The 17,995-nt window shown below is 61.5% G+C and carries 12 protein-coding genes; 2 read left to right on the forward strand and 10 right to left on the reverse strand.

The features are described from left to right. Nucleotides 1-20: 20 nt before the first annotated feature. Nucleotides 21-473: a GNAT family N-acetyltransferase gene (locus HNQ83_RS02315; protein ID WP_175387475.1), complete on the reverse strand. Its 453-nt coding sequence runs from the start codon at nucleotides 471-473 to the stop codon at nucleotides 21-23. A gap of 255 nt (nucleotides 474-728) precedes the next feature. Between HNQ83_RS02315 and HNQ83_RS02320 the strand changes: the two genes are divergently transcribed. After that, nucleotides 729-1,466, forward strand: coding sequence for an ABC transporter substrate-binding protein (locus HNQ83_RS02320; protein ID WP_175387476.1), 738 nt, complete (start codon nucleotides 729-731; stop codon nucleotides 1,464-1,466). Nucleotides 1,467-1,601: 135 nt separating this feature from the next. Here the strand turns inward: HNQ83_RS02320 and yccS are convergent, their stop codons facing one another. The 9 genes from yccS to betI all read right to left on the reverse strand — a co-directional run bounded on the left by yccS (nucleotide 1,602) and on the right by betI (nucleotide 15,534). Beyond that, entirely contained in the window at nucleotides 1,602-3,785 is a 2,184-nt protein-coding gene (gene yccS, locus HNQ83_RS02325) for a YccS family putative transporter (protein ID WP_175387477.1), read from the reverse strand. Nucleotides 3,786-4,050: 265 nt separating this feature from the next. Then, nucleotides 4,051-5,229, reverse strand: a complete 1,179-nt coding sequence (locus HNQ83_RS02330; RefSeq protein WP_175387478.1) for an NAD(P)/FAD-dependent oxidoreductase — start codon at nucleotides 5,227-5,229, stop codon at nucleotides 4,051-4,053. A 144-nt stretch (nucleotides 5,230-5,373) separates the two neighbouring features. Beyond that, nucleotides 5,374-6,711 (reverse strand): ATP-dependent RNA helicase DbpA, encoded by a 1,338-nt coding sequence (gene dbpA, locus HNQ83_RS02335; protein ID WP_256668837.1) that lies wholly within the window; start codon nucleotides 6,709-6,711, stop codon nucleotides 5,374-5,376. Between the two features lie 262 nt (nucleotides 6,712-6,973). Further along, nucleotides 6,974-8,401, reverse strand: a complete 1,428-nt coding sequence (mdtD, locus tag HNQ83_RS02340) for a multidrug transporter subunit MdtD (protein ID WP_175387480.1) — start codon at nucleotides 8,399-8,401, stop codon at nucleotides 6,974-6,976. A gap of 111 nt (nucleotides 8,402-8,512) precedes the next feature. Continuing rightward, nucleotides 8,513-9,850, reverse strand: coding sequence for a TldD/PmbA family protein (locus HNQ83_RS02345; RefSeq protein WP_175387481.1), 1,338 nt, complete (start codon nucleotides 9,848-9,850; stop codon nucleotides 8,513-8,515). Then, the gene (locus HNQ83_RS02350) at nucleotides 9,850-11,292 is read right to left on the reverse strand and encodes a TldD/PmbA family protein (protein WP_175387482.1); all 1,443 of its coding nucleotides are present in this window, start codon (nucleotides 11,290-11,292) and stop codon (nucleotides 9,850-9,852) included. Before HNQ83_RS02350 ends, HNQ83_RS02345 begins: the two co-directional genes overlap by 1 nt. A gap of 260 nt (nucleotides 11,293-11,552) precedes the next feature. After that, entirely contained in the window at nucleotides 11,553-13,253 is a 1,701-nt protein-coding gene (betA, locus tag HNQ83_RS02355) for a choline dehydrogenase (protein WP_175387483.1), read from the reverse strand. Nucleotides 13,254-13,406: 153 nt separating this feature from the next. Continuing rightward, on the reverse strand, nucleotides 13,407-14,879 hold the full coding sequence (betB, locus tag HNQ83_RS02360) for a betaine-aldehyde dehydrogenase (protein WP_175387484.1): 1,473 nt from the start codon (nucleotides 14,877-14,879) through the stop codon (nucleotides 13,407-13,409). 61 nt (nucleotides 14,880-14,940) lie between these two features. After that, nucleotides 14,941-15,534 carry a transcriptional regulator BetI gene (gene betI, locus HNQ83_RS02365; RefSeq protein ID WP_175387485.1) on the reverse strand — a complete coding sequence of 198 codons (594 nt, stop codon included), beginning with the start codon at nucleotides 15,532-15,534 and terminating at the stop codon, nucleotides 14,941-14,943. Between the two features lie 379 nt (nucleotides 15,535-15,913). Here betI and HNQ83_RS02370 point away from each other — a divergent pair, with 379 nt between their 5' ends. Continuing rightward, nucleotides 15,914-17,854, forward strand: a complete 1,941-nt coding sequence (locus tag HNQ83_RS02370; RefSeq protein ID WP_372241872.1) for a BCCT family transporter — start codon at nucleotides 15,914-15,916, stop codon at nucleotides 17,852-17,854. Nucleotides 17,855-17,995 lie beyond the last annotated feature (141 nt).

Raw genomic sequence — 17,995 nt, forward strand, 5'->3', positions numbered from 1 at the left:
GCCTGCTCGCGAAGGGGTCCTTACTGACGCCGCATTCCTATGTGTGGAATACCATCCTCGACAAACTCCTCACCCGCCACCTCAAACCCGTATCGCCCGTAATACCCCTGCAAATGCGCCTGGGCCGAGAGATAGATCGGCATGTCGGGCCAGTGTTTTTCCACTTGCTTCAGCGCCTGAGCCATCAGCTCATGCCCCAGGCCCGTGCCTCGCGCCTGTGGCGCAATGATCACCCGACCGATCACCACGTCGCCGCCCTGCAGTTCGGGGTCGAGCAGGCGCAGATACGCCACCAGTCGATCCCCGTCCCAGGCCATCAAATGGCAGGTATCACCTTCCAGATCCTGGCCATCGATGTCTTGATAGACGCATTTTTGCTCGACGACGAACACCTCGGCACGCAGCTGCAAAATGGCATACAGCTGTTCTTTACCCAGATCGCTGTGGTGTTTGCAGACCCATTCGATAGTCATGTGCTGATTCCTTGAAAACGTCCCTGTGATGGTAAGCGCCCGAGCGATAGATGTCTTTATGGCGGAGAAATCTGTGATAAAGACCAAAATGCCATCATTCCATTCGCGCGCCGTTGTCTTCTTTGTGTAATCTGGAATCAAGCGATGTGCTGTGGCTTCAATGAGCTAACGTTTAGTGCCTGGGTGTGCCGGTAAGGGGCTTGGAGTTTTAGCTGAAAACACGTCGGGCAGCCCGCCCGCTAAGGATTTTCTAGCATGCCGCGATTGCATCGAGCCTTTGCTTTGATTGGATTGCTGTTGCTGTTCCAAACCGCGGCAGCGGAAAAACTGCGCCTGGTGGCTGATGCCTGGCCACCTTTTACCGACGCCACGCTGGTCAACGGCGGGTTGGCCACGGACATTGTCAGTACGGCTCTGGCGCGGGCCGGCTATGCCAGTGACTTCGAACAGGTGCCGTGGGCGAGGGCCTTGCTGGGTGTGGGCGAGGGGCGGTATGACGTGCTGGTCAACGCCTGGTATACCGAGGAACGCACCAAGCTCGGCAAGTTTTCCGGTGAGTACCTGATCAACCGGGTGCGCTTTATCAAGCGCAAGGATGCACCCATCGAATTCAACAATCTGCAGCAATTGCACACCTACCCAGTGGCGGTGGTGCGCGGTTATGCCTACTCACCGGCGTTCGATGACGATGCGTCGCTGCAGAAGGTTCCAGTCCACAGCTTCGCCATGGCCGTGCGCATGGTCGCCGCGGACAGGGTCAAGCTGACCCTGGAAGACGAATACGTCGCGCGTTATTACCTGGCCCGCGAATCCGCCAAAGTGCGCAATGCCGTGGAGTTCCTGCCCCAACCGCTGAGCGAGAACAGCCTGCACATCCTGGTCAGCCTGAAGAACCCCAAGCATGAACAGATCGTCGCCGGTTTCGATCGGGAGATTGCCAAGATGAAGGCGGACGGGAGTTATGAGCGGTTGATGAGGCAGCATGGGATGTAGGGCTGATCAGAGGTTGTGGTGCGGCTGATGGCCTCTTCGCGAGCAGGCTCGCTCCCACAGTGTTAAGTGGTGAATACAACTCCCCTGTGGGAGCGAGCCTGCTCGCGAAGAGGCCCGCCCGGACAGCGCAAAACCTCAATCCTCGCTCGTGTCCTTGATCAAATGCGCCGCCAGGGTCCGCAACGGCCCCAACTGCCGGCAGATCAGCGCCAGTTGCGTCTGCACCAACCGCTGGCCTTCATCGATTTCATCGGGCATCTGCTCCAGCTCATTGGCCAGCGCTTCTTCCTCATCACTTTGAATGGCAATGGCCGATTTACTCGACAGCCCCTGGGCGATTTCATCGATGCTGACGGCCAGTTTGGCGCCGGCCTCCTCAATCAAGTGTTCGCGCACCTCCGGTGGCAACTGGATTTCCCGGTGCGCGCCCAAGCCAGACAAGTAACTGAGCAGCGTGTGTGACAGCACCAGGAAGCGGAAGCCCACGTCCGCTTCCTTACGGAAATGCCCTGGCTCCATCAGCATGTTGGCCAGGGTGGTCGACAGTGCCGCGTCGGCGTTGTGCGCGTTGCGTCGGGCCAGGCGATAGGCCAGGTCGTCGCTCTTGCCGGCGGCGTATTGCTGCATGATCTGACGCAGGTAAATGCTGTTGCAGGCCAGGGTGTTGGCCAGCACTTTGTTCAGGCGCCGTCCCTGCCAGTCCGGCAGGAACAGGAATACGGCAAGGCCGGCGATCAGGCTGCCGAGCAAGGTATCGAACAGCCGTGGCACGAACAGTCCGTAACCGTCGCCCACCTGGTTGAAGCAGAACAGCACCATCAGGGTGATCGCTGCCGTCGCCAGGGTGTAGCGGGTGGTGCGGTTGGTAAAGAACACCACCCCGGCGGCAATCGCGAAGCATGACTGGATCAGCGGGTTGGGGAACAGGTCGAACAGCGCCCAGGCCAGGGTCAGGCCGATGGCGGTGCCGATGATCCGCTGACCGAGCTTGCGCCGGGTGGCGCCGTAGTTCGGTTGGCAGACGAACAGCGTGGTGAGGATGATCCAGTAGCCCTGGGACGGGTGGATCAAATGCACCATCGCGTAGCCGATGCTCAAGGCCAGGGGCAAGCGCAGGGCGTGGCGGAACAGCAGCGACGTCGGCGTCAGCTGCGTGCGCAGGCGTACCCAGACGTCCTTGAGGTTGCGCGGCGAGCGGTCGAGCAGGCTGCTGTCGGTGGCGTCGGCCAGGGCATCGGGGTTGCTGGCGTCGCTGAGCAAGCGGTCGAGGGTGCCAAGATTCGCCGCCAGCGCTCGCAACGAACGCAGCAAGCCGCGCCAGGCTGGGTTGCTCTGGATGCGCAGGTGTTCAAGGGAGGCGTGCAGATCGCCCAGGGCTTCGGCGAAGCTGGCGTCATAGACGAACGGCTGGCGCATCTGGATCGACTCGGCCAGCGCCCGACAGGCCTTGCCCTGCTGGCGCAGCAGGCGCTGGCAGCGGAACAGCACATCGCTGTGGAAAAACGCCTCGGCCAGGGCGTTGTAAGGGTAGTGCGAGGAGCTGGCGCGCTCGTGGATGTCCTGGGCGAGGAAGTACAGTTTCAGGTAACGGCTGACTTTCGAGCCCGGTCTGCCGTTGCCGACCCGGTGCAGGATGATTTCCTTGGCGGCGTTGAGTGCCGCAACCACGCGACCATTCTGTTGCGCCAGTTCCAACCGCCGCGCTTCCACGTCCATCTGCCGGATCGGCTCGAACAGTGACGACTTCAATTTCAGGTAATAACCCAGTTCCCGGAACAGCCGCGCCAGGCTTTGCTGCACCGGCTGATTGGAAAACAGCGCCTGCCACAGCACCGAGAGCAAGCCGTACCAGGCCGCCCCCGCCACCAGCAGCACCGGTTCGTGCCAGACGTCGGTCACCGCGCCACCGCGCTGGTCCACGCCGATCATGGTGTAGACCGACAGGATCAGCGTCGCCGAGGCAATCGCGCCATAGCGTTCGCCCAAGGCTCCGAGCATGGTCAGGCAGAAGGCGGCGAGTGCGAAGGCGATGATGAAAAAGATGGGGTAGGGGAACAGCAGTTCGACCGACAGCGCGGCGACCAGGAAACACACCAGCGTCACGGCCAGCGCATTGAGTCGACCCTGCCAACTGTCGTCGGTCTCGGCCAGGGCGCTGGCGATAATCCCCAGGAACAACGGGATCAGCAGCCCCATTTCATCCTGATACCAACACAGCGCCATGGTGCCGGTCAGGGCGATGAACACCCGCACGCTGTAGCTGAATTTATCCAGCGCCCAAAGGCGACGCAGAGACTGACGGAACGAGGTCGATGACATGAAGTGCGAGGGCCTTCCGAGGCGATGCCGCTAAATTGAGCCAGTAATGACGCCGACGCAATGGCGGCGATCACATCCGACAGCAAAATCTGTTCCTTTACCGAACAACCCCCGCCTCAATTTTTTAGACAGGCAAAGAAACCTGTGGGAGCTGGCTTGCCAGCGATGGCGGTCTGACAGTCAACACAGATGTTGAATGTACTGACCTCATCGCTGGCAAGCCAGCTCCCACAGGGATTGCATTTCAGATTAGAGAAGTGTGGCGTCAGACGTACTGCGCAGCCGCGTAGCCCGAAGCCCACGCCCACTGGAAGTTGAAGCCACCCAGATGCCCGGTCACGTCCAGCACTTCGCCGATGAAGTACAGGCCGGGGCTTTTCAGCGATTCCATGGTCTTGGACGACACTTCGTGGGTGTCCACGCCACCCAGGGTCACTTCGGCAGTGCGGTAGCCTTCGGTGCCGGCCGGCACGACTTTCCAGCTCGCCAGTTTTTCGGCGATGTCGGCCAGTTCGGCGTGGGTGTATTGCTTCATCGGTTTGGAAACGAACCAGTTGTCCGCCAGCAGGTTGGCCATCTTCTTGGTGAAGATTTCACCGAGCAGGGTTTTCAGCTCACTGTTGGGGCGTTCGGCTTGCTGTTGTTGCAGCCAGGTCGGCACGTCGTGGTCCGGCATCAGGTTGATCTCAACCGTATCGCCGGATTCCCAGAACGAGGAAATCTGCAAGATCGCCGGGCCGCTGAGGCCACGGTGGGTGAACAGGATGTTCTCGCGGAAGCTCTGGTCGTTGCAGCTCACCAGGCAGTCCACCGACGTCCCCGACAGCTCGGTGCACAGTGCCTTGAGCTGATCGGTGATGGTGAATGGCACCAGGCCAGCGCGGGTCGGCAGCAGTTCGTGACCGAACTGTTTGGCTACTTGATAGCCGAAACCGGTGGCGCCCAGGGTCGGGATCGACAGGCCGCCGGTGGCGATTACCAACGATTCGCACGTCACTTGGCCGAGGGTGGTGTCCAGCAAATAGCCCTTCTCGAGCTTCTCGATGGTCTGGATCGAGGTGTCCAGGTGCAGGCTCACGCCGACCTGATCGCACTCGTTCAAGAGCATTTCGAGGATGTCGCTGGATTTGTTATCGCAGAACAACTGGCCGAGTTTTTTCTCGTGGTAAGGCACGCCGTGCTTGGCCACCAGACCGATGAAGTCCCACTGGGTGTAGCGGGCCAGGGCAGATTTGCAGAAATGCGCGTTCTGCGAGAGGAAATTGCCCGGCTCGGTGTACATGTTGGTGAAATTGCAGCGGCCACCGCCCGACATCAGGATTTTCTTGCCGGCCTTGTTGGCATGGTCGAGCAACAGCACCTTGCGCCCGCGCCCGGCGGCGGTCAGTGCACACATCAACCCTGCGGCGCCAGCGCCAATGATCACGACTTCGGTAGAGCGCAAAACGGTGTCCTCTAAATGTGTTCGCCACAAAACAAACTGTGGGAGCGAGCCTGCTCGCGAAAGCGGGGTATCAGACACCTCAATGTTATCTGACACTCCGTCTTCGCGAGCAGGCTCGCTCCCACAGGGGGAAGTGCGTTGTGCTTACAAAATACGCACGCGCAACGAACGACCCTTGATCTTGCCGTCGTTCAGGCGCTGCAAGGCCTGTTTGGCGACGCCGCGTTCCACGGCCACGTAGGCCTGGAAGTCGAAGATCGCGATCTTGCCAACCTGGGTACCTGGAATCCCGGCTTCGCCAGTCAGTGCGCCAAGGATGTCGCCCGGCCGTACCTTGTCTTTGCGGCCGGCGGCGATGCACAGCGTGCTCATTTGCGGCAGCAGCGGGCCACCGCCCTTGGAGGTGAGGTTATCCACCTGATCCCAGGTCAACGGCGTCTTCTGCAACTGTTCGATGGCTTGTGCGCGCTGCGCCTCGGACGGTGCGACGAGGCTGATCGCCAGGCCTTTCTCGCCAGCACGACCGGTACGGCCGACGCGGTGGATGTGGATTTCCGAATCACGGGCCAGTTCGACGTTGATCACCATGTCCAGGGAATCGATGTCCAGACCGCGTGCGGCGACGTCGGTGGCCACCAGTACCGATGTACTGCGGTTGGCGAACATCGCCAGTACCTGGTCACGGTCCCGTTGTTCCAGATCGCCGTGCAGGCCGACGGCGGAAATGCCTTTGGCGGTCAGGTGATCGACGGTTTCCTGAACCTGCTGCTTGGTGAAGCAGAAGGCCACGGTGGAGGCTGGACGGAAATGACCCAATACCTTGGTCACGGCGCTCATGCGCTCTTCCGGGGAGATCTCGTAGAAGCGTTGTTCGATCTGCGTGTCGTCGTGGAACGCCTCGGCCTTCACTTGCTGCGGGTTGCGCATGAATTTCGACGCCAGCTGCTTGATGCCCACCGGGTAGGTGGCGGAGAACAGCAGGGTCTGGCGACGCTCCGGGGCCTGCATGATGATTTCTTCGATGGAGTCGTAGAAACCCATGTCGAGCATGCGGTCGGCTTCGTCGAGGATCAGGGTGTTGAGGCCGTGGAGTACCAGCGAACCCTTGCGCAGGTGCTGCTGGATACGTCCCGGCGTGCCGACGATGATGTGCGCGCCGTGCTCCAGCGAAGCGATCTGCGGGCCGAGGGACACGCCGCCACACAGGGTCAGGACCTTGATGTTGTCTTCGGCACGGGCCAGGCGACGGATTTCCTTGGCGACCTGGTCGGCCAGCTCGCGGGTCGGGCACAGGATCAACGCCTGGCAACCGAAATAACGCGGATTGATCGGGTTCAGCAGGCCGATACCGAAGGCGGCGGTCTTGCCGCTGCCGGTCTTGGCCTGGGCGATCAGGTCCATCCCCTTGAGGATCACCGGCAAGCTTTGCGCCTGGATCGGCGTCATCTGGGCATAACCGAGGGAGTCGAGGTTAGCCAGCATGGCGGCGGACAGCGGCAAAGTATTAAATTCGGTGGCGATGGTGGTCACGGGACTGGCCTGCAAAACAAAATGTCGCGCAGTGTACCAGCCTCTGGCCATTAACCTCGAAAGTTCTGGACGAACGCAAACCTGTGGCGAGGGGATTTATCCCCGTTCGGCGGCGAAGCCGTCGCAAAAACCTGTGTGCGCGGTTCGACTGATGGAACACTGGGGTCGCTTCGCAACCCAACGGGGATAAATCCCCTCGCCACAAATGTTCTCTTCAATGTTCGATGTGTTGTTCCGGACTTCTGACGCGCCGTCCGTCCTCCTTTGAAAGCTGCGAAAAGATTGTCGCGGCCAGCATGGCCATGATTCCGACGGTCACAAAGGTCAGTTGGAACGCACCCAAAACCGTGTCCACGCCATCATTGCCGATCTCTGCCGTAAAGCCACCAAGCAATGCGCCGGCGCAAGCTACACCGAGGCTCAGAGACAACTGCGCTACCACCGACAGCAAGCTGTTGCCGCTGCTGGCGCTGGCGTCGTCGAGGTCGATCAGGGTCACGGTGTTCATCGCGGTGAACTGCAAGGAGTTGATTGCCCCGAGGATCGCCAGCAGGCACAGCAGCAGCCAGTACGGCGTCTGCTCGCTGACCAGGCCCATGCTCGCCAGCATGATCCCCAGCGCCAGGGTGTTGCCGGTCAGCACGATGCGGTAGCCCAGGCGTTCGATCAGCGGCCGTGCCACCCACTTGGCGATCATCGCCGCCGCCGCCAGCGGCAGCATGCTCATCCCGGCTTGCGACGGCGAATAGCCCAGCGCCACTTGCAGCAGCAACGGCACGAGGAACGGCAGGGCACCGCTGCCGAGTCGGGCGAACAGGTTGCCGAGAATGCCGACGGCGAAGGTCCGGGTCTTGAACAGCGATGGCGCGAACAAGGGGTTGTCGATATGCCCGGCGCGCAACCAGTAAGCGGCGAGACAGGCCATGCCGCCAAACAGCAACAGCATCACCCGCAGGTGCGGCAGGTGCAGCTCTCCCAGGCCCTCCATGGCGATGGTAATCAGAATCATCGCCGCACCGAACAGCACAAAGCCGAGGCTATCGAAGCGCGTACGTTCGCTGCCGCGCAGGTCCGGGATGAACTTCCACACGGCGTAGCAACCGACCACCCCGACCGGCAGGTTGATCAGGAAGATCCAGTGCCAGGTCAGGTACTCCACCATCCAGCCGCCCATGGTCGGGCCGATCAACGGGCCGAGCAGGCCGGGAATAGTGATGAAACCCATGATGCGCACCAGCTCCGAGCGCGGGTAAGCACGCAGCACTACCAGCCGCCCGACCGGTAGCATCAGTGCTCCACCCAGGCCCTGAACGACCCGGGCGCCAATTAGCAGGGTCAGGCTGTTGGACATCGCGCAAAGCAGTGAGCCGAGGCTGAACAGCAGAATGGCGCCGAAGAAGATTTTCCGCGTGCCGAAGCGATCGGCAATCCAGCCTGAAGCGGGGATCAGCAGGGCCACGGTGAGCATGTAGGCGATGATCACGCCCTGCATGCGCAGCGGGTCTTCCGCCAGGTCCGCGGCCATGGCCGGCAGGGCGGTGTTGAGAATCGTCCCGTCGAGGGACTGCATGAAGAAGGCAATGGCGACAACCCACGGCACCCAGCGGGCGGTAACAGGGTCGAGAGGCGGGCGGTTGGGCATGGGACCTCTTGTCAGTGTGAATCAGGGAGTCCGTGGTGGCCTCTTCGCGAGCAGGCTCGCTCCCACAGGTTATTCACCGTCCATGTGGGAGCGAGCCTGCTCGCGAAGCTTTTAAAGGGTCAACGTGAGCCGGCTGACCAGCGCCCCCGGCAACAACGCCGAAGCCGTCGCCCGTTGGCTATAGGTGCTCGCCGACAGCAACAACTCCCGCTCTGCAGTCAGCGCTTCCAACTGCGAGCCGAGCAGGCTGAAGGCGCTGTCATCGAAGCGCATGGTGCTGACCGGTGCCTGGATCTCGCCGTTCTCGACCCAGAAGGTCGCGAATCGGGTCATGCCGGTCAGGCGCGCCGCCGGTTGGTCGGAGAAGTTCAGGTACCACAGGTTGCTGATGTACAAACCGGTGCCCAGTTGCTTGAGGATGTCCGCGTCTGGCAATGAACCGGCCTGCATGTTCAGGGCGCTGGGAGACTCCCCGCCGCTGGCGCCGTTGGCGGTCAGGCCGTACTCGGCGGCGCTGCGTGAACCGACCAGTTGCGCGCCGGCCTTGCCCTCGACAATCAGCCCCAGATCACTGCGCGGATAGCCTTCGTCGGAGAACGCCGGGCTCAATGAGCCGCTGACTTTTTCATCCAGCGAGACAAGCGGGCTGAAGGATTGATCGCCCCCATAAAGCTTTTGCAGCGGACTGCTTTTGCTGGCAATCGACTGCGCCGAGAACCCGCCCCAGCACAGCATGCCCATGATTTCTTCCAGTGCGGCTGGCGCCAGGTAAGCGCGGTACTGACCCGGTGCCAGCGTGCGCAGCGGCCGCCCCAGGAATTCAAGTTGCTCGCGGGCCTGCTGAAAACGCCTGGCAAAACCCTCGCTGCTCCAGTCGTGCCCGGCGTAGCTGGCCTTCACGGCCTGGCCGTTTTCGTGGAACAGGCTGAAATCGAAGTTGAAACTGTTGGCCTGATGCCAGCCGAATGCGCCGGCGGAACTGGCGAAACCACGGCTGATGGGGCCGGCGGCATAGAATCCGACCAGATCCAGGCCTTCGGCGGCGCGGGTGATTTCGGCGACCACGTGCTCGGTGTCCGGCAGCGGATGCTCCTGCACGTTTCTGCTTTGCCAACCGTTGTAGTTCAGCAGCAGGTACGGGTCCTGGGGCAGCAACGGCAAGGTGTCACGCAGTTGTTGCAGGCCGTCGGCCAGCCGTTGTTGATCCACCTTCAAGTCGCCGGAAAGGGTGATGTCGAGGTCGGCGTGGCGGCCATCGTTGATCAGTTTCAGACCGATGCTCGCCTGCTGCACCTGTCCGGCCTGACGCACCTTGGCATGGTTGAAACGCACGAAGGCCGACGATTCGGCGGCGTAGCTGAGGGTGAACTGTTCCGGTTCGCGCAAGGCCTCGCGCAAGCCGTTGACCAGGGCCTTGAACGACTCGGCCTGAGTTTTTGACGTACTCATCAAGCGTCTCCCCCAAACACATCAACGTTGCTGAACACGCAGGCCGGCGACGCATGACCAACGCGGATCACCTGATTCGGTTCGCCCTTGCCGCAATTGGGCGTGCCCAAGACCTTGAAGGTGCTGGCATCGCCGACAGCGCTGAGGCTCTTCCAGAACTGCGCGGAAATCGCCCGGTAGTTCGGGTTCTTCACCACGCCCTTGAGTTCGCCGTTTTCGATCAACTGGCCCCATTCGCAACCGAACTGGAACTTGTTGCGCGCATCGTCGATGGACCACGAGCGGTTGGTGCTCATCAGGATGCCGTGCTCGATGTTGCCGATCAGTTGGTCCAGCGGCTGATCGCCCGGCTCGATATTCAGATTGGCCATGCGATCGATCGGCGGACGGTTCCAGCCACAGGCGCGGCTGTTGGCGACGCCGTCCAGGCCTGCGCGGAATTGTGACAGCGCACCACCCAAGGGCCGCAGCAACAGGCCTTCGCGGATCAGGAATTGTTTGCTGGCGGCGGTGCCGTCGTCGTCATGGCCGTAGCTGGCGAGCTGCTCGGGAATGTCCGGGTCGAAAGTCACGTTGAGCAGTTCAGAGCCGTATTGCAGGTGCCCGAAGTCTTCGGCCTTGACGAAACTGGTGCCGGCGTAATTGCGCTCGTCACCGAGGATGCGGTCCAGTTCCAGCGGGTGGCCGATGGATTCGTGGATTTGCAGCATCATCTGGTCTGGCATCAACAGCAGGTCGCGCGGACCCTGCGGGGAGTTCGGCGCCAGCAGCAGTTGAAGGGCCTGATCGGCGATTTTCGGACCGGCGCCCACCAGGCCGCAGCGGCTGATCACATCAAAGCCACCCTGTTGGCCGAAGTTCTCGCGGCCCAGGGTACGGGTCTGGCTGTCGTTGCCGTCGTAGGCGGTGACTTCCAGGCCGGGATAGACAAAGCGCTGAGCCTGACGCAGTTCGGCACCCGCGCTGTTGAGGTAGATCTGCTCGACGTGGGTGATGCCGATGCTCACCTGCCAGTTCACCAGGCGTTCGTCCTTGGGGACGGCGGCGGATTCGGCACCGAGCAATTGGTAGCAATCGCTCAGGGATGGGAACGGCTGGTCGAGGTTCGGCGAGTGGTAATCGGCGCGGTCGCTGGACACGGCTTGTTCGCGCAGGTCCAGCAGGGCGTGGGGCTTGAGTCGGCGGGCCTGCTGCTCGGCGCGCTCGAGGGCGGCTTGCAGGCCTTGTTGCGACAAGTCGTTGGTGGCGGCATAGGCTTCGACGCCGTTCACCCGCACGGTCAGCATCGCGCCTTCGTCACGGCGCAGGCTCGGTGGTTCGGCGACATTCTTGCGCACCGACAGGTATTGACCGGACTCGCGCACATAACGCAGGGAAAAGAATTCAGCGCCCGTGCGCAAGGCAGCGAAGCGCTGCTTGAGCTGGGGGTGGAAATCGAACATTCGGGAACCTCCTTGGTGTGGCGCATCGATGTTGCGAGGGGAGGGTGAATCGTTTGCGTGGCGCTAGAGTAGGCCTGCGTGGGGATGGGATCAAGGAGGGGGCGGTGCAGGAAGGTTTGGCTGGGTGAGTCAGGTCGAGGTGTGTTGTTTCACAAGGCCTCTTCGCGAGCAGGCTCGCTCCCACAAAAGACCTGAGTTGTTCACAGATCCAATGTGGGAGCGAGCCTGCTCGCGAATAGCCGTGATGCGGTGTAACAGCGTTACGCGGTTTGAGGCACTTCCCGCACCGGCTTGCTCTTCACCGGAGCATCGCCGGCCACATAGTAGGCGGCCTTGCTGCGCGGCAATGGCTGGCGGCCACGGATCTTGTCGGCGATTTTCTCGGCCATCATGATCGTCGGCGCGTTCAGGTTGCCGGTGGTGATGATCGGCATGATCGACGCATCGACCACCCGCAGGCCTTGCATGCCATGCACGCGACCTTCGCCATCGACCACAGCCATCTCGTCGGCGCCCATCTTGCACGAGCAGGATGGGTGGAACGCGGTTTCGGCGTGCTCGCGGATGAACTTGTCCAGCTGCTCATCGGTTTGCACGTCGATGCCCGGGCTGATTTCGCGGCCACGGAAGGCGTCCAGCGCCGGTTGCTGCATGATTTCACGGGTCAGGCGGATGCCGTCGCGGAATTCCTGCCAGTCCTGCTCGGTGGCCATGTAGTTGAACAGGATGCTCGGGTGCTGGCGCGGGTCCTTGGACTTGACCTGGATACGGCCACGGCTCGGCGAACGCATGGAACCCATGTGCGCCTGGAAGCCGTGCTCTTTCACACCGTTGCTGCCGTTGTAGTTAATCGCTACCGGCAGGAAGTGGTACTGGATGTTCGGCCATTCGAATTCCGGGCGGGTACGAATGAAACCGCCGGCTTCGAATTGGTTGCTGGCGCCGATGCCGGTGCCGTTGAACAGCCACTCGGCACCGATGGCCGGCTGGTTGTGCAGGAGCAGCGACGGGTACAGCGAGACCGGTTGGGTGCAAGCGTATTGCAGGTACAGCTCGAGGTGGTCCTGCAGGTTTTCACCGACGCCCGGCAGGTCGTGGACCACCGGAATGTCGAGGCTTTCCAGCAGTTTCGCCGGGCCGACGCCGGAGCGTTGCAGGATCTGCGGCGAAGCGATGGCGCCGGAGCACAGCAGCACCTCCTTGCGGGCTTTGACTTCAACGCGTTCTTCGGCCGCGCCGACCAGGTAACGCACGCCGACCGCGCGCTTTCCTTCGAACAGGATCTTGTCGGTCAGGGCGTGGGTGACGATGGTCAGGGTCGAACGCTTCTTGGCCACGTCCAGGTAACCGCGGGCGGTGGAGGCACGACGACCTTTCGGTGTCACGGTGCGGTCCATAGGGCCGAAGCCTTCCTGCTGGTAACCGTTGAGGTCTTCGGTGCGCGGGTAACCGGCCTGCACGCCGGCTTCGACCATGGCGTGGAACAATGGGTTATTGCCGGCTTTCGGCGTGGTCACGCTGACCGGGCCTTCGCCGCCATGGTAGTCGTTCGGGCCGATGTCACGGGTTTCCGCCTTGCGGAAATACGGCAGGCAATCCAGGTAAGTCCAGTCTTCCAGACCTGGCAGTTTGGCCCAGCCGTCGTAGTCCATGGCGTTGCCGCGGATGTAGCACATGCCGTTGATCAGCGAGGAACCGCCAAGGCCCTTGCCGCGACCGCATTCCATACGGCGACCGTCCATGTGTGGTTCCGGATCGGTTTCGTAGGCCCAGTTGTAGCGACGGCCTTGCAGCGGGAACGCCAGGGCGGCCGGCATCTGCGTGCGGAAGTCCATGCGGTAGTCCGGGCCACCGGCTTCGAGCAGCAGGACGGTGACGCCAGCGTCTTCGGTCAGACGGGTCGCCAGGGTGTTACCGGCCGAGCCGGCACCGATGATGATGTAATCGAATTCTTGGGACATTGAATGCACCCTCTTTGAAGTTGGTCAGGTCAGGCCCCGGCGAGTGCTGCGCACTCGATTCGCGAGCAGGCTCGCTCCCACATTGGAATGGGGCTCCTGTGGGAGCGGGCTTGCCCGCGAAGAGGCCCTCGCAGGCAATACAAGGCTCGGGTCTTAGAACACCGAGACGTAATCGCCCAGCTCGACCTGTACCGATTTGATGCGGGTGAAGTTGTTCAGCGAGCTGATCCCGTTCTCACGGCCAACACCCGACTGCTTGTAGCCGCCGACCGGCATCTTGGCGTCGGACTCGCCCCAGGCATTGATCCAGCAGATACCGGCTTCCAGTTGATGAATCACGCGGTGGGCGCGGTTCAGGTCCTTGGTGACGATACCGGCGGCCAGGCCGAAGTCGGTGTCGTTGGCGCGGCGGATCACTTCTTCCTCAGTTTCGTAGGAGAGGATCGCCATCACCGGGCCGAAGATTTCTTCACGGACGATGGTCATGTCGTCGGTGCAGTCAGTGAATACCGTCGGTGCAACGAAAGCGCCCTTGCCGAACTCGCCGTCGGTCAGACGCTCGCCGCCGCACAGCAGGCGTGCACCTTCTTCCTTGCCCTTGGCGATGTAGCCCAGCACGCTTTCCATGTGGGCGAAGCTGACCAGCGGACCGAAGTTGGTGTTTTCATCTTCCGGGTTGCCGATGCGGATGCGCGCGACGCGCTCGGCGATCTTGGCTTCGAATGCGGCTTTCAGGTGCGCCGGTACGAACACGCGAGTGCCGTTGGTGCAGACCTGACCGGAGCTGTAGAAGTTGGCCATCATCGCGGTGTCGGCAGCGCGATCCAGGTCGGCGTCGTCGCAGATGATCAGCGGGGATTTGCCGCCCAGTTCCATGGTCACGTCTTTGAGCGAGGAGCTCGAAGCGCTGGCCATGACTTTCTTGCCGGTGTCGGTGCCGCCGGTGAACGAGACTTTCTCGATGCGCGGGTGCTCGGTCAGCCAGGTGCCGACTTCGCGACCGCTGCCGGTCAGGACGTTGAACACGCCGGCTGGCAGGCCGGCTTCGGTGTAGATCTCGGCCAGTTTCAGGGTGGTCAGCGAGGTGACTTCGCTTGGCTTGAAGATCATCGCGTTACCGGCCGCCAGGGCAGGTGCGGATTTCCACAGGGCGATCTGGATCGGGTAGTTCCACGCGCCGATGCCGGCCACGACGCCCAGCGGCTCGCGACGGGTGTAGACGAAAGAGGTGGTGCGCAGCGGAATCTGCTCGCCTTCGATGGCCGGCACCAGGCCAGCGTAGTACTCCAGTACGTCGGCGCCGGTGACGATGTCGACGTAACGGGTTTCGGAGTAAGCCTTGCCGGTGTCCAGGGTTTCCAGGGCAGCCAGTTCGTCGTTGCGCTCACGCAGGATTTCCACGGCGCGACGCAGGATGCGCGACCGCTCCATGGCGGTCATGGCGGCCCAGATTTTCTGGCCCTTTTCGGCGCTGACGACGGCGCGCTCGACGTCTTCCTTGGTTGCGCGTTGTACTTTTGCGAGGACTTCACCGTTAGCCGGGTTGATGGCTTCGAACGTGGCGTCGCTGCCAGCGTCACTGTAGCCGCCATCGATGTAGAGTTTTTGCAGTTCGAAACGGGCCATAAAGTCCTCGCAAGTGCATTAAGTGATTGGCGCGTTCAGGGGTTGAGCGTTCTGTTGTGCTCTAACTCACCTGCTTGGCCAGTTGTAAATCCATGTATTCGTAAGCAATCCGGTGCGCCTGCTCGGTGTCGAAAGCGTCTCCCGACAGCGCGCCGCGCAACCACAAACCGTCAATGAGGGCTGCCAGGCCACGGGCTGCACTGCGCGCATCTTCGAGCGGCAGTACGCGGCGGAACTGGCAGCACAGGTTGGAATACAGACGGTGATCGTTGATCCGCTGCAACCTGTGCAAAGACGGGTGATGCATGCTGGTGGCCCAGAAGGCCAGCCAGGTTTTCATTGCCGGGCCATTGACCTGGCTGGCGTCGAAGTTGCCTTCGATGATCACCTGAAGGTGAGCCCGCGGGCTGTTGTCCTTCAGCGCCTGACGGCGCGTGGTGACGTTCTCGCTCAGGACGCTCATCAGGTACTGCGCCGTGGCAGCTATCAGGCCGTTCTTGTCCTGAAAATAGTGACTGATGATGCCATTCGAGACACCGGCCAAACGGGCGATCAGCGCAATGCTGGCGTCCCCCATTCCGACCTGATCGACCGCCAGCAGAGTGGCTTCGATCAATTGCTGGCGGCGGATGGGTTGCATACCGACCTTGGGCATCTTGCACATCTCCTTAGGCCTTCCGGCAGACGTCGAGCGGCTACCGGATTGAGGGCCAGTCTATTTTGTTTTGATTGAACGTTCAATCAACAAAGAATAAGATCTGCGACAAATCGTCGCTGCTTACCGAATTTTCCTACGTGTAAATGGCGGCAAACCGACATCCGAAAAAGCTCGAAACCTGTACGCCACGGCGTCTCAAGGGCTTCGGGCTTTTTTCGGGCTGTCTTTATATCACCCACTGGTCGGCTGCCCACTAACCGATTGGTCGGGTACCCATTGCCTTGCGTTCTTCTCTCGCACTGCCCGGAGCATCTGTGCCATGAGTTCTGCCTCGCTAATAAAGACCCCACCCGAGAAGGTGACGGTCAACGGTTGGGTGTTCTACACCTCTACCGCGTTGATCCTGTTGTTGACCGCCATTCTGATCATCGCCCCGCAAGAGGCGGGCAGATTGCTCGGAACGGCTCAGGCCTGGTTGTCCCGCAGCTTCGGCTGGTACTACATGGTGGTGATTGCCGCCTACCTGATTTTCGTCGTCGGCCTGGCGTTTTCGTCCTACGGCAAACTGAAGCTGGGGAGCAAGGACGACACCCCGGACTTCAGCTACGGCGCCTGGGCGGGGATGCTGTTCTCCTCGGGTATCGGCATCTCGTTGCTGTATTTCGGTGCGTCCGAGCCGTTGGACCACTATTTCAACCCGCCGGAAGGCGTGGCCGGCAGCAACCTGGCGGCGCGTCAGGCGGTTCAGCTGACGTTCCTGCACTGGGGCCTGCATGGCTGGGCGATCTACGCACTGGTGGGCCTGGCGGTGGCGTACTTTGCCTACCGTCACAACCAGCCATTGGCGTTGCGCTCGGCGCTGTACCCGCTGGCGGGCGAGCGTTGGGTCAAGGGCGCGGCCGGTCACGCGGTGGACGGTTTCGGCATGTTCGTGACCCTGTTGGGTCTGGTGACCAACCTGGGGATTGGTTCGCTGCAAGTGTCGTCGGGCCTGGAAAACCTGTTCGGCATGGAACACAGCAACACCAACCTGCTGATCGTGATCATCGTGATGAGCACCGTGGCGACCATCGCGGCCGTGTCGGGTGTGGAAAACGGCATTCGTCGTCTGTCCAACCTGAACATCGTGCTGTTCAGCGGCCTGTTGATCTTCGTATTGCTGTTCGGCCCGACCTTGCACCTGCTCAACGGCTTCGTGCAGAACATCGGTGACTACCTCAACGGCGTTGTACTGAAGACCTTCGACCTGTACGTGTACGAAGGCGACAGTGAGAAGTCCGACCGCTGGTTGGGCCTGTGGACCCTGTTCTACTGGGCCTGGTGGATTTCCTGGGCACCATTCGTGGGCATGTTCATCGCGCGTATTTCCCGTGGTCGCACGGTGCGTGAACTGGTCGCTGGCGTGCTGCTGATTCCGCTGGGTTTCACCCTGGCGTGGCTGTCGATTTTCGGTAACTCGGCCCTGGACCTGGTGATGAACCACGGAGCCGTGGAACTGGGCAAGACGGCGCTGGAGCAGCCGTCCATGGCGATCTACCAGTTGCTGGAGCATTACCCGGCGTCGAAAGTGGTGATCGGCGTCTCGATTTTCGTGGGCTTTGTGTTGTTCCTGACCCCGGCGGATTCCGGCGCGGTGATGATGGCGAACCTGTCGTGCAAGGGCGGTAACGTCGACGAAGACGCCCCGCACTGGCTGCGGATTTTCTGGTCGGTGGTGATCACCCTGGTGACCATCGGCCTGCTGTTCGCCGGTAACTTCGAAGCCATGCAAACCATGGTGGTGCTGGCCGGCCTGCCGTTCTCGGTGGTGCTGGTGTTCTTCATGTTCGGCTTGCACAAGGCCATGCGTCAGGACGTGCAGATCGAGCAGGAACAAGCGGAACTGGCGGCACGCGGTCGCCGTGGTTTTACCGAGCGCCTGACTCAACTGGATCTGCAACCGAGCCAGTCGGTGGTACAGCGCTTCATGGACAAGCATGTCACGCCGGCGCTGGAAGATGCCGCCGTGCAAATGCGCGCTCAAGGCCTGGATGTGCAAACCGTGCTGGGCAAGGCCAAGCGTTGCATGGGCCTGCGGATCGAGATGGAAGAGGGTAACCCTTTTGTCTACGAAGTCAGCCTGGACGGCTACCTGGCCACGCCAACCGAATCGGCTCAATCCGATGAGGCGCGCCAGCGTTACTACCGTGCCGAGGTGTACCTGCACAACGGCAGCCAGGATTACGACTTGATGGGCTTCACCCAGGACCAGATCACCCGTGACGTGCTCGATCAGTTTGAAAGCCATCGGCAGCTCCTTGGCCGGGTTTACAGCTAAGTTGTGAAGGGATGCGGTGCTTCTGTCTGAAGCACCGTATCGCCTTCTTCGCGAGCAGGCTCGCTCCCACAGTTGACCGTATTCCAATGTGGGAGCGAGCCTGCTCGCGAAGGGGGCATCAGCCACAAAGCGGAATGACCC

The sequence above is a fragment of the Pseudomonas sp. C2B4 genome (assembly GCF_013359695.1).
Taxonomy (GTDB): domain Bacteria; phylum Pseudomonadota; class Gammaproteobacteria; order Pseudomonadales; family Pseudomonadaceae; genus Aquipseudomonas.

Bases quoted from the DNA above. Each gene is read 5' to 3' on its own strand.
- HNQ83_RS02315 (WP_175387475.1), bottom strand. From the start codon at position 473: ATGACTATCGAATGGGTCTGCAAACACCACAGCGATCTGGGTAAAGAA.
- mdtD (WP_175387480.1), bottom strand. From the start codon at position 8,401: ATGCCCAACCGCCCGCCTCTCGACCCTGTTACCGCCCGCTGGGTGCCG.
- dbpA (WP_256668837.1), bottom strand. From the start codon at position 6,711: ATGCTGGCTAACCTCGACTCCCTCGGTTATGCCCAGATGACGCCGATC.
- yccS (WP_175387477.1), bottom strand. From the start codon at position 3,785: ATGTCATCGACCTCGTTCCGTCAGTCTCTGCGTCGCCTTTGGGCGCTG.
- betA (WP_175387483.1), bottom strand. From the start codon at position 13,253: ATGTCCCAAGAATTCGATTACATCATCATCGGTGCCGGCTCGGCCGGT.
- HNQ83_RS02350 (WP_175387482.1), bottom strand. From the start codon at position 11,292: ATGTTCGATTTCCACCCCCAGCTCAAGCAGCGCTTCGCTGCCTTGCGC.
- HNQ83_RS02320 (WP_175387476.1), top strand. From the start codon at position 729: ATGCCGCGATTGCATCGAGCCTTTGCTTTGATTGGATTGCTGTTGCTG.
- betB (WP_175387484.1), bottom strand. From the start codon at position 14,879: ATGGCCCGTTTCGAACTGCAAAAACTCTACATCGATGGCGGCTACAGT.
- betI (WP_175387485.1), bottom strand. From the start codon at position 15,534: ATGCCCAAGGTCGGTATGCAACCCATCCGCCGCCAGCAATTGATCGAA.
- HNQ83_RS02345 (WP_175387481.1), bottom strand. From the start codon at position 9,850: ATGAGTACGTCAAAAACTCAGGCCGAGTCGTTCAAGGCCCTGGTCAAC.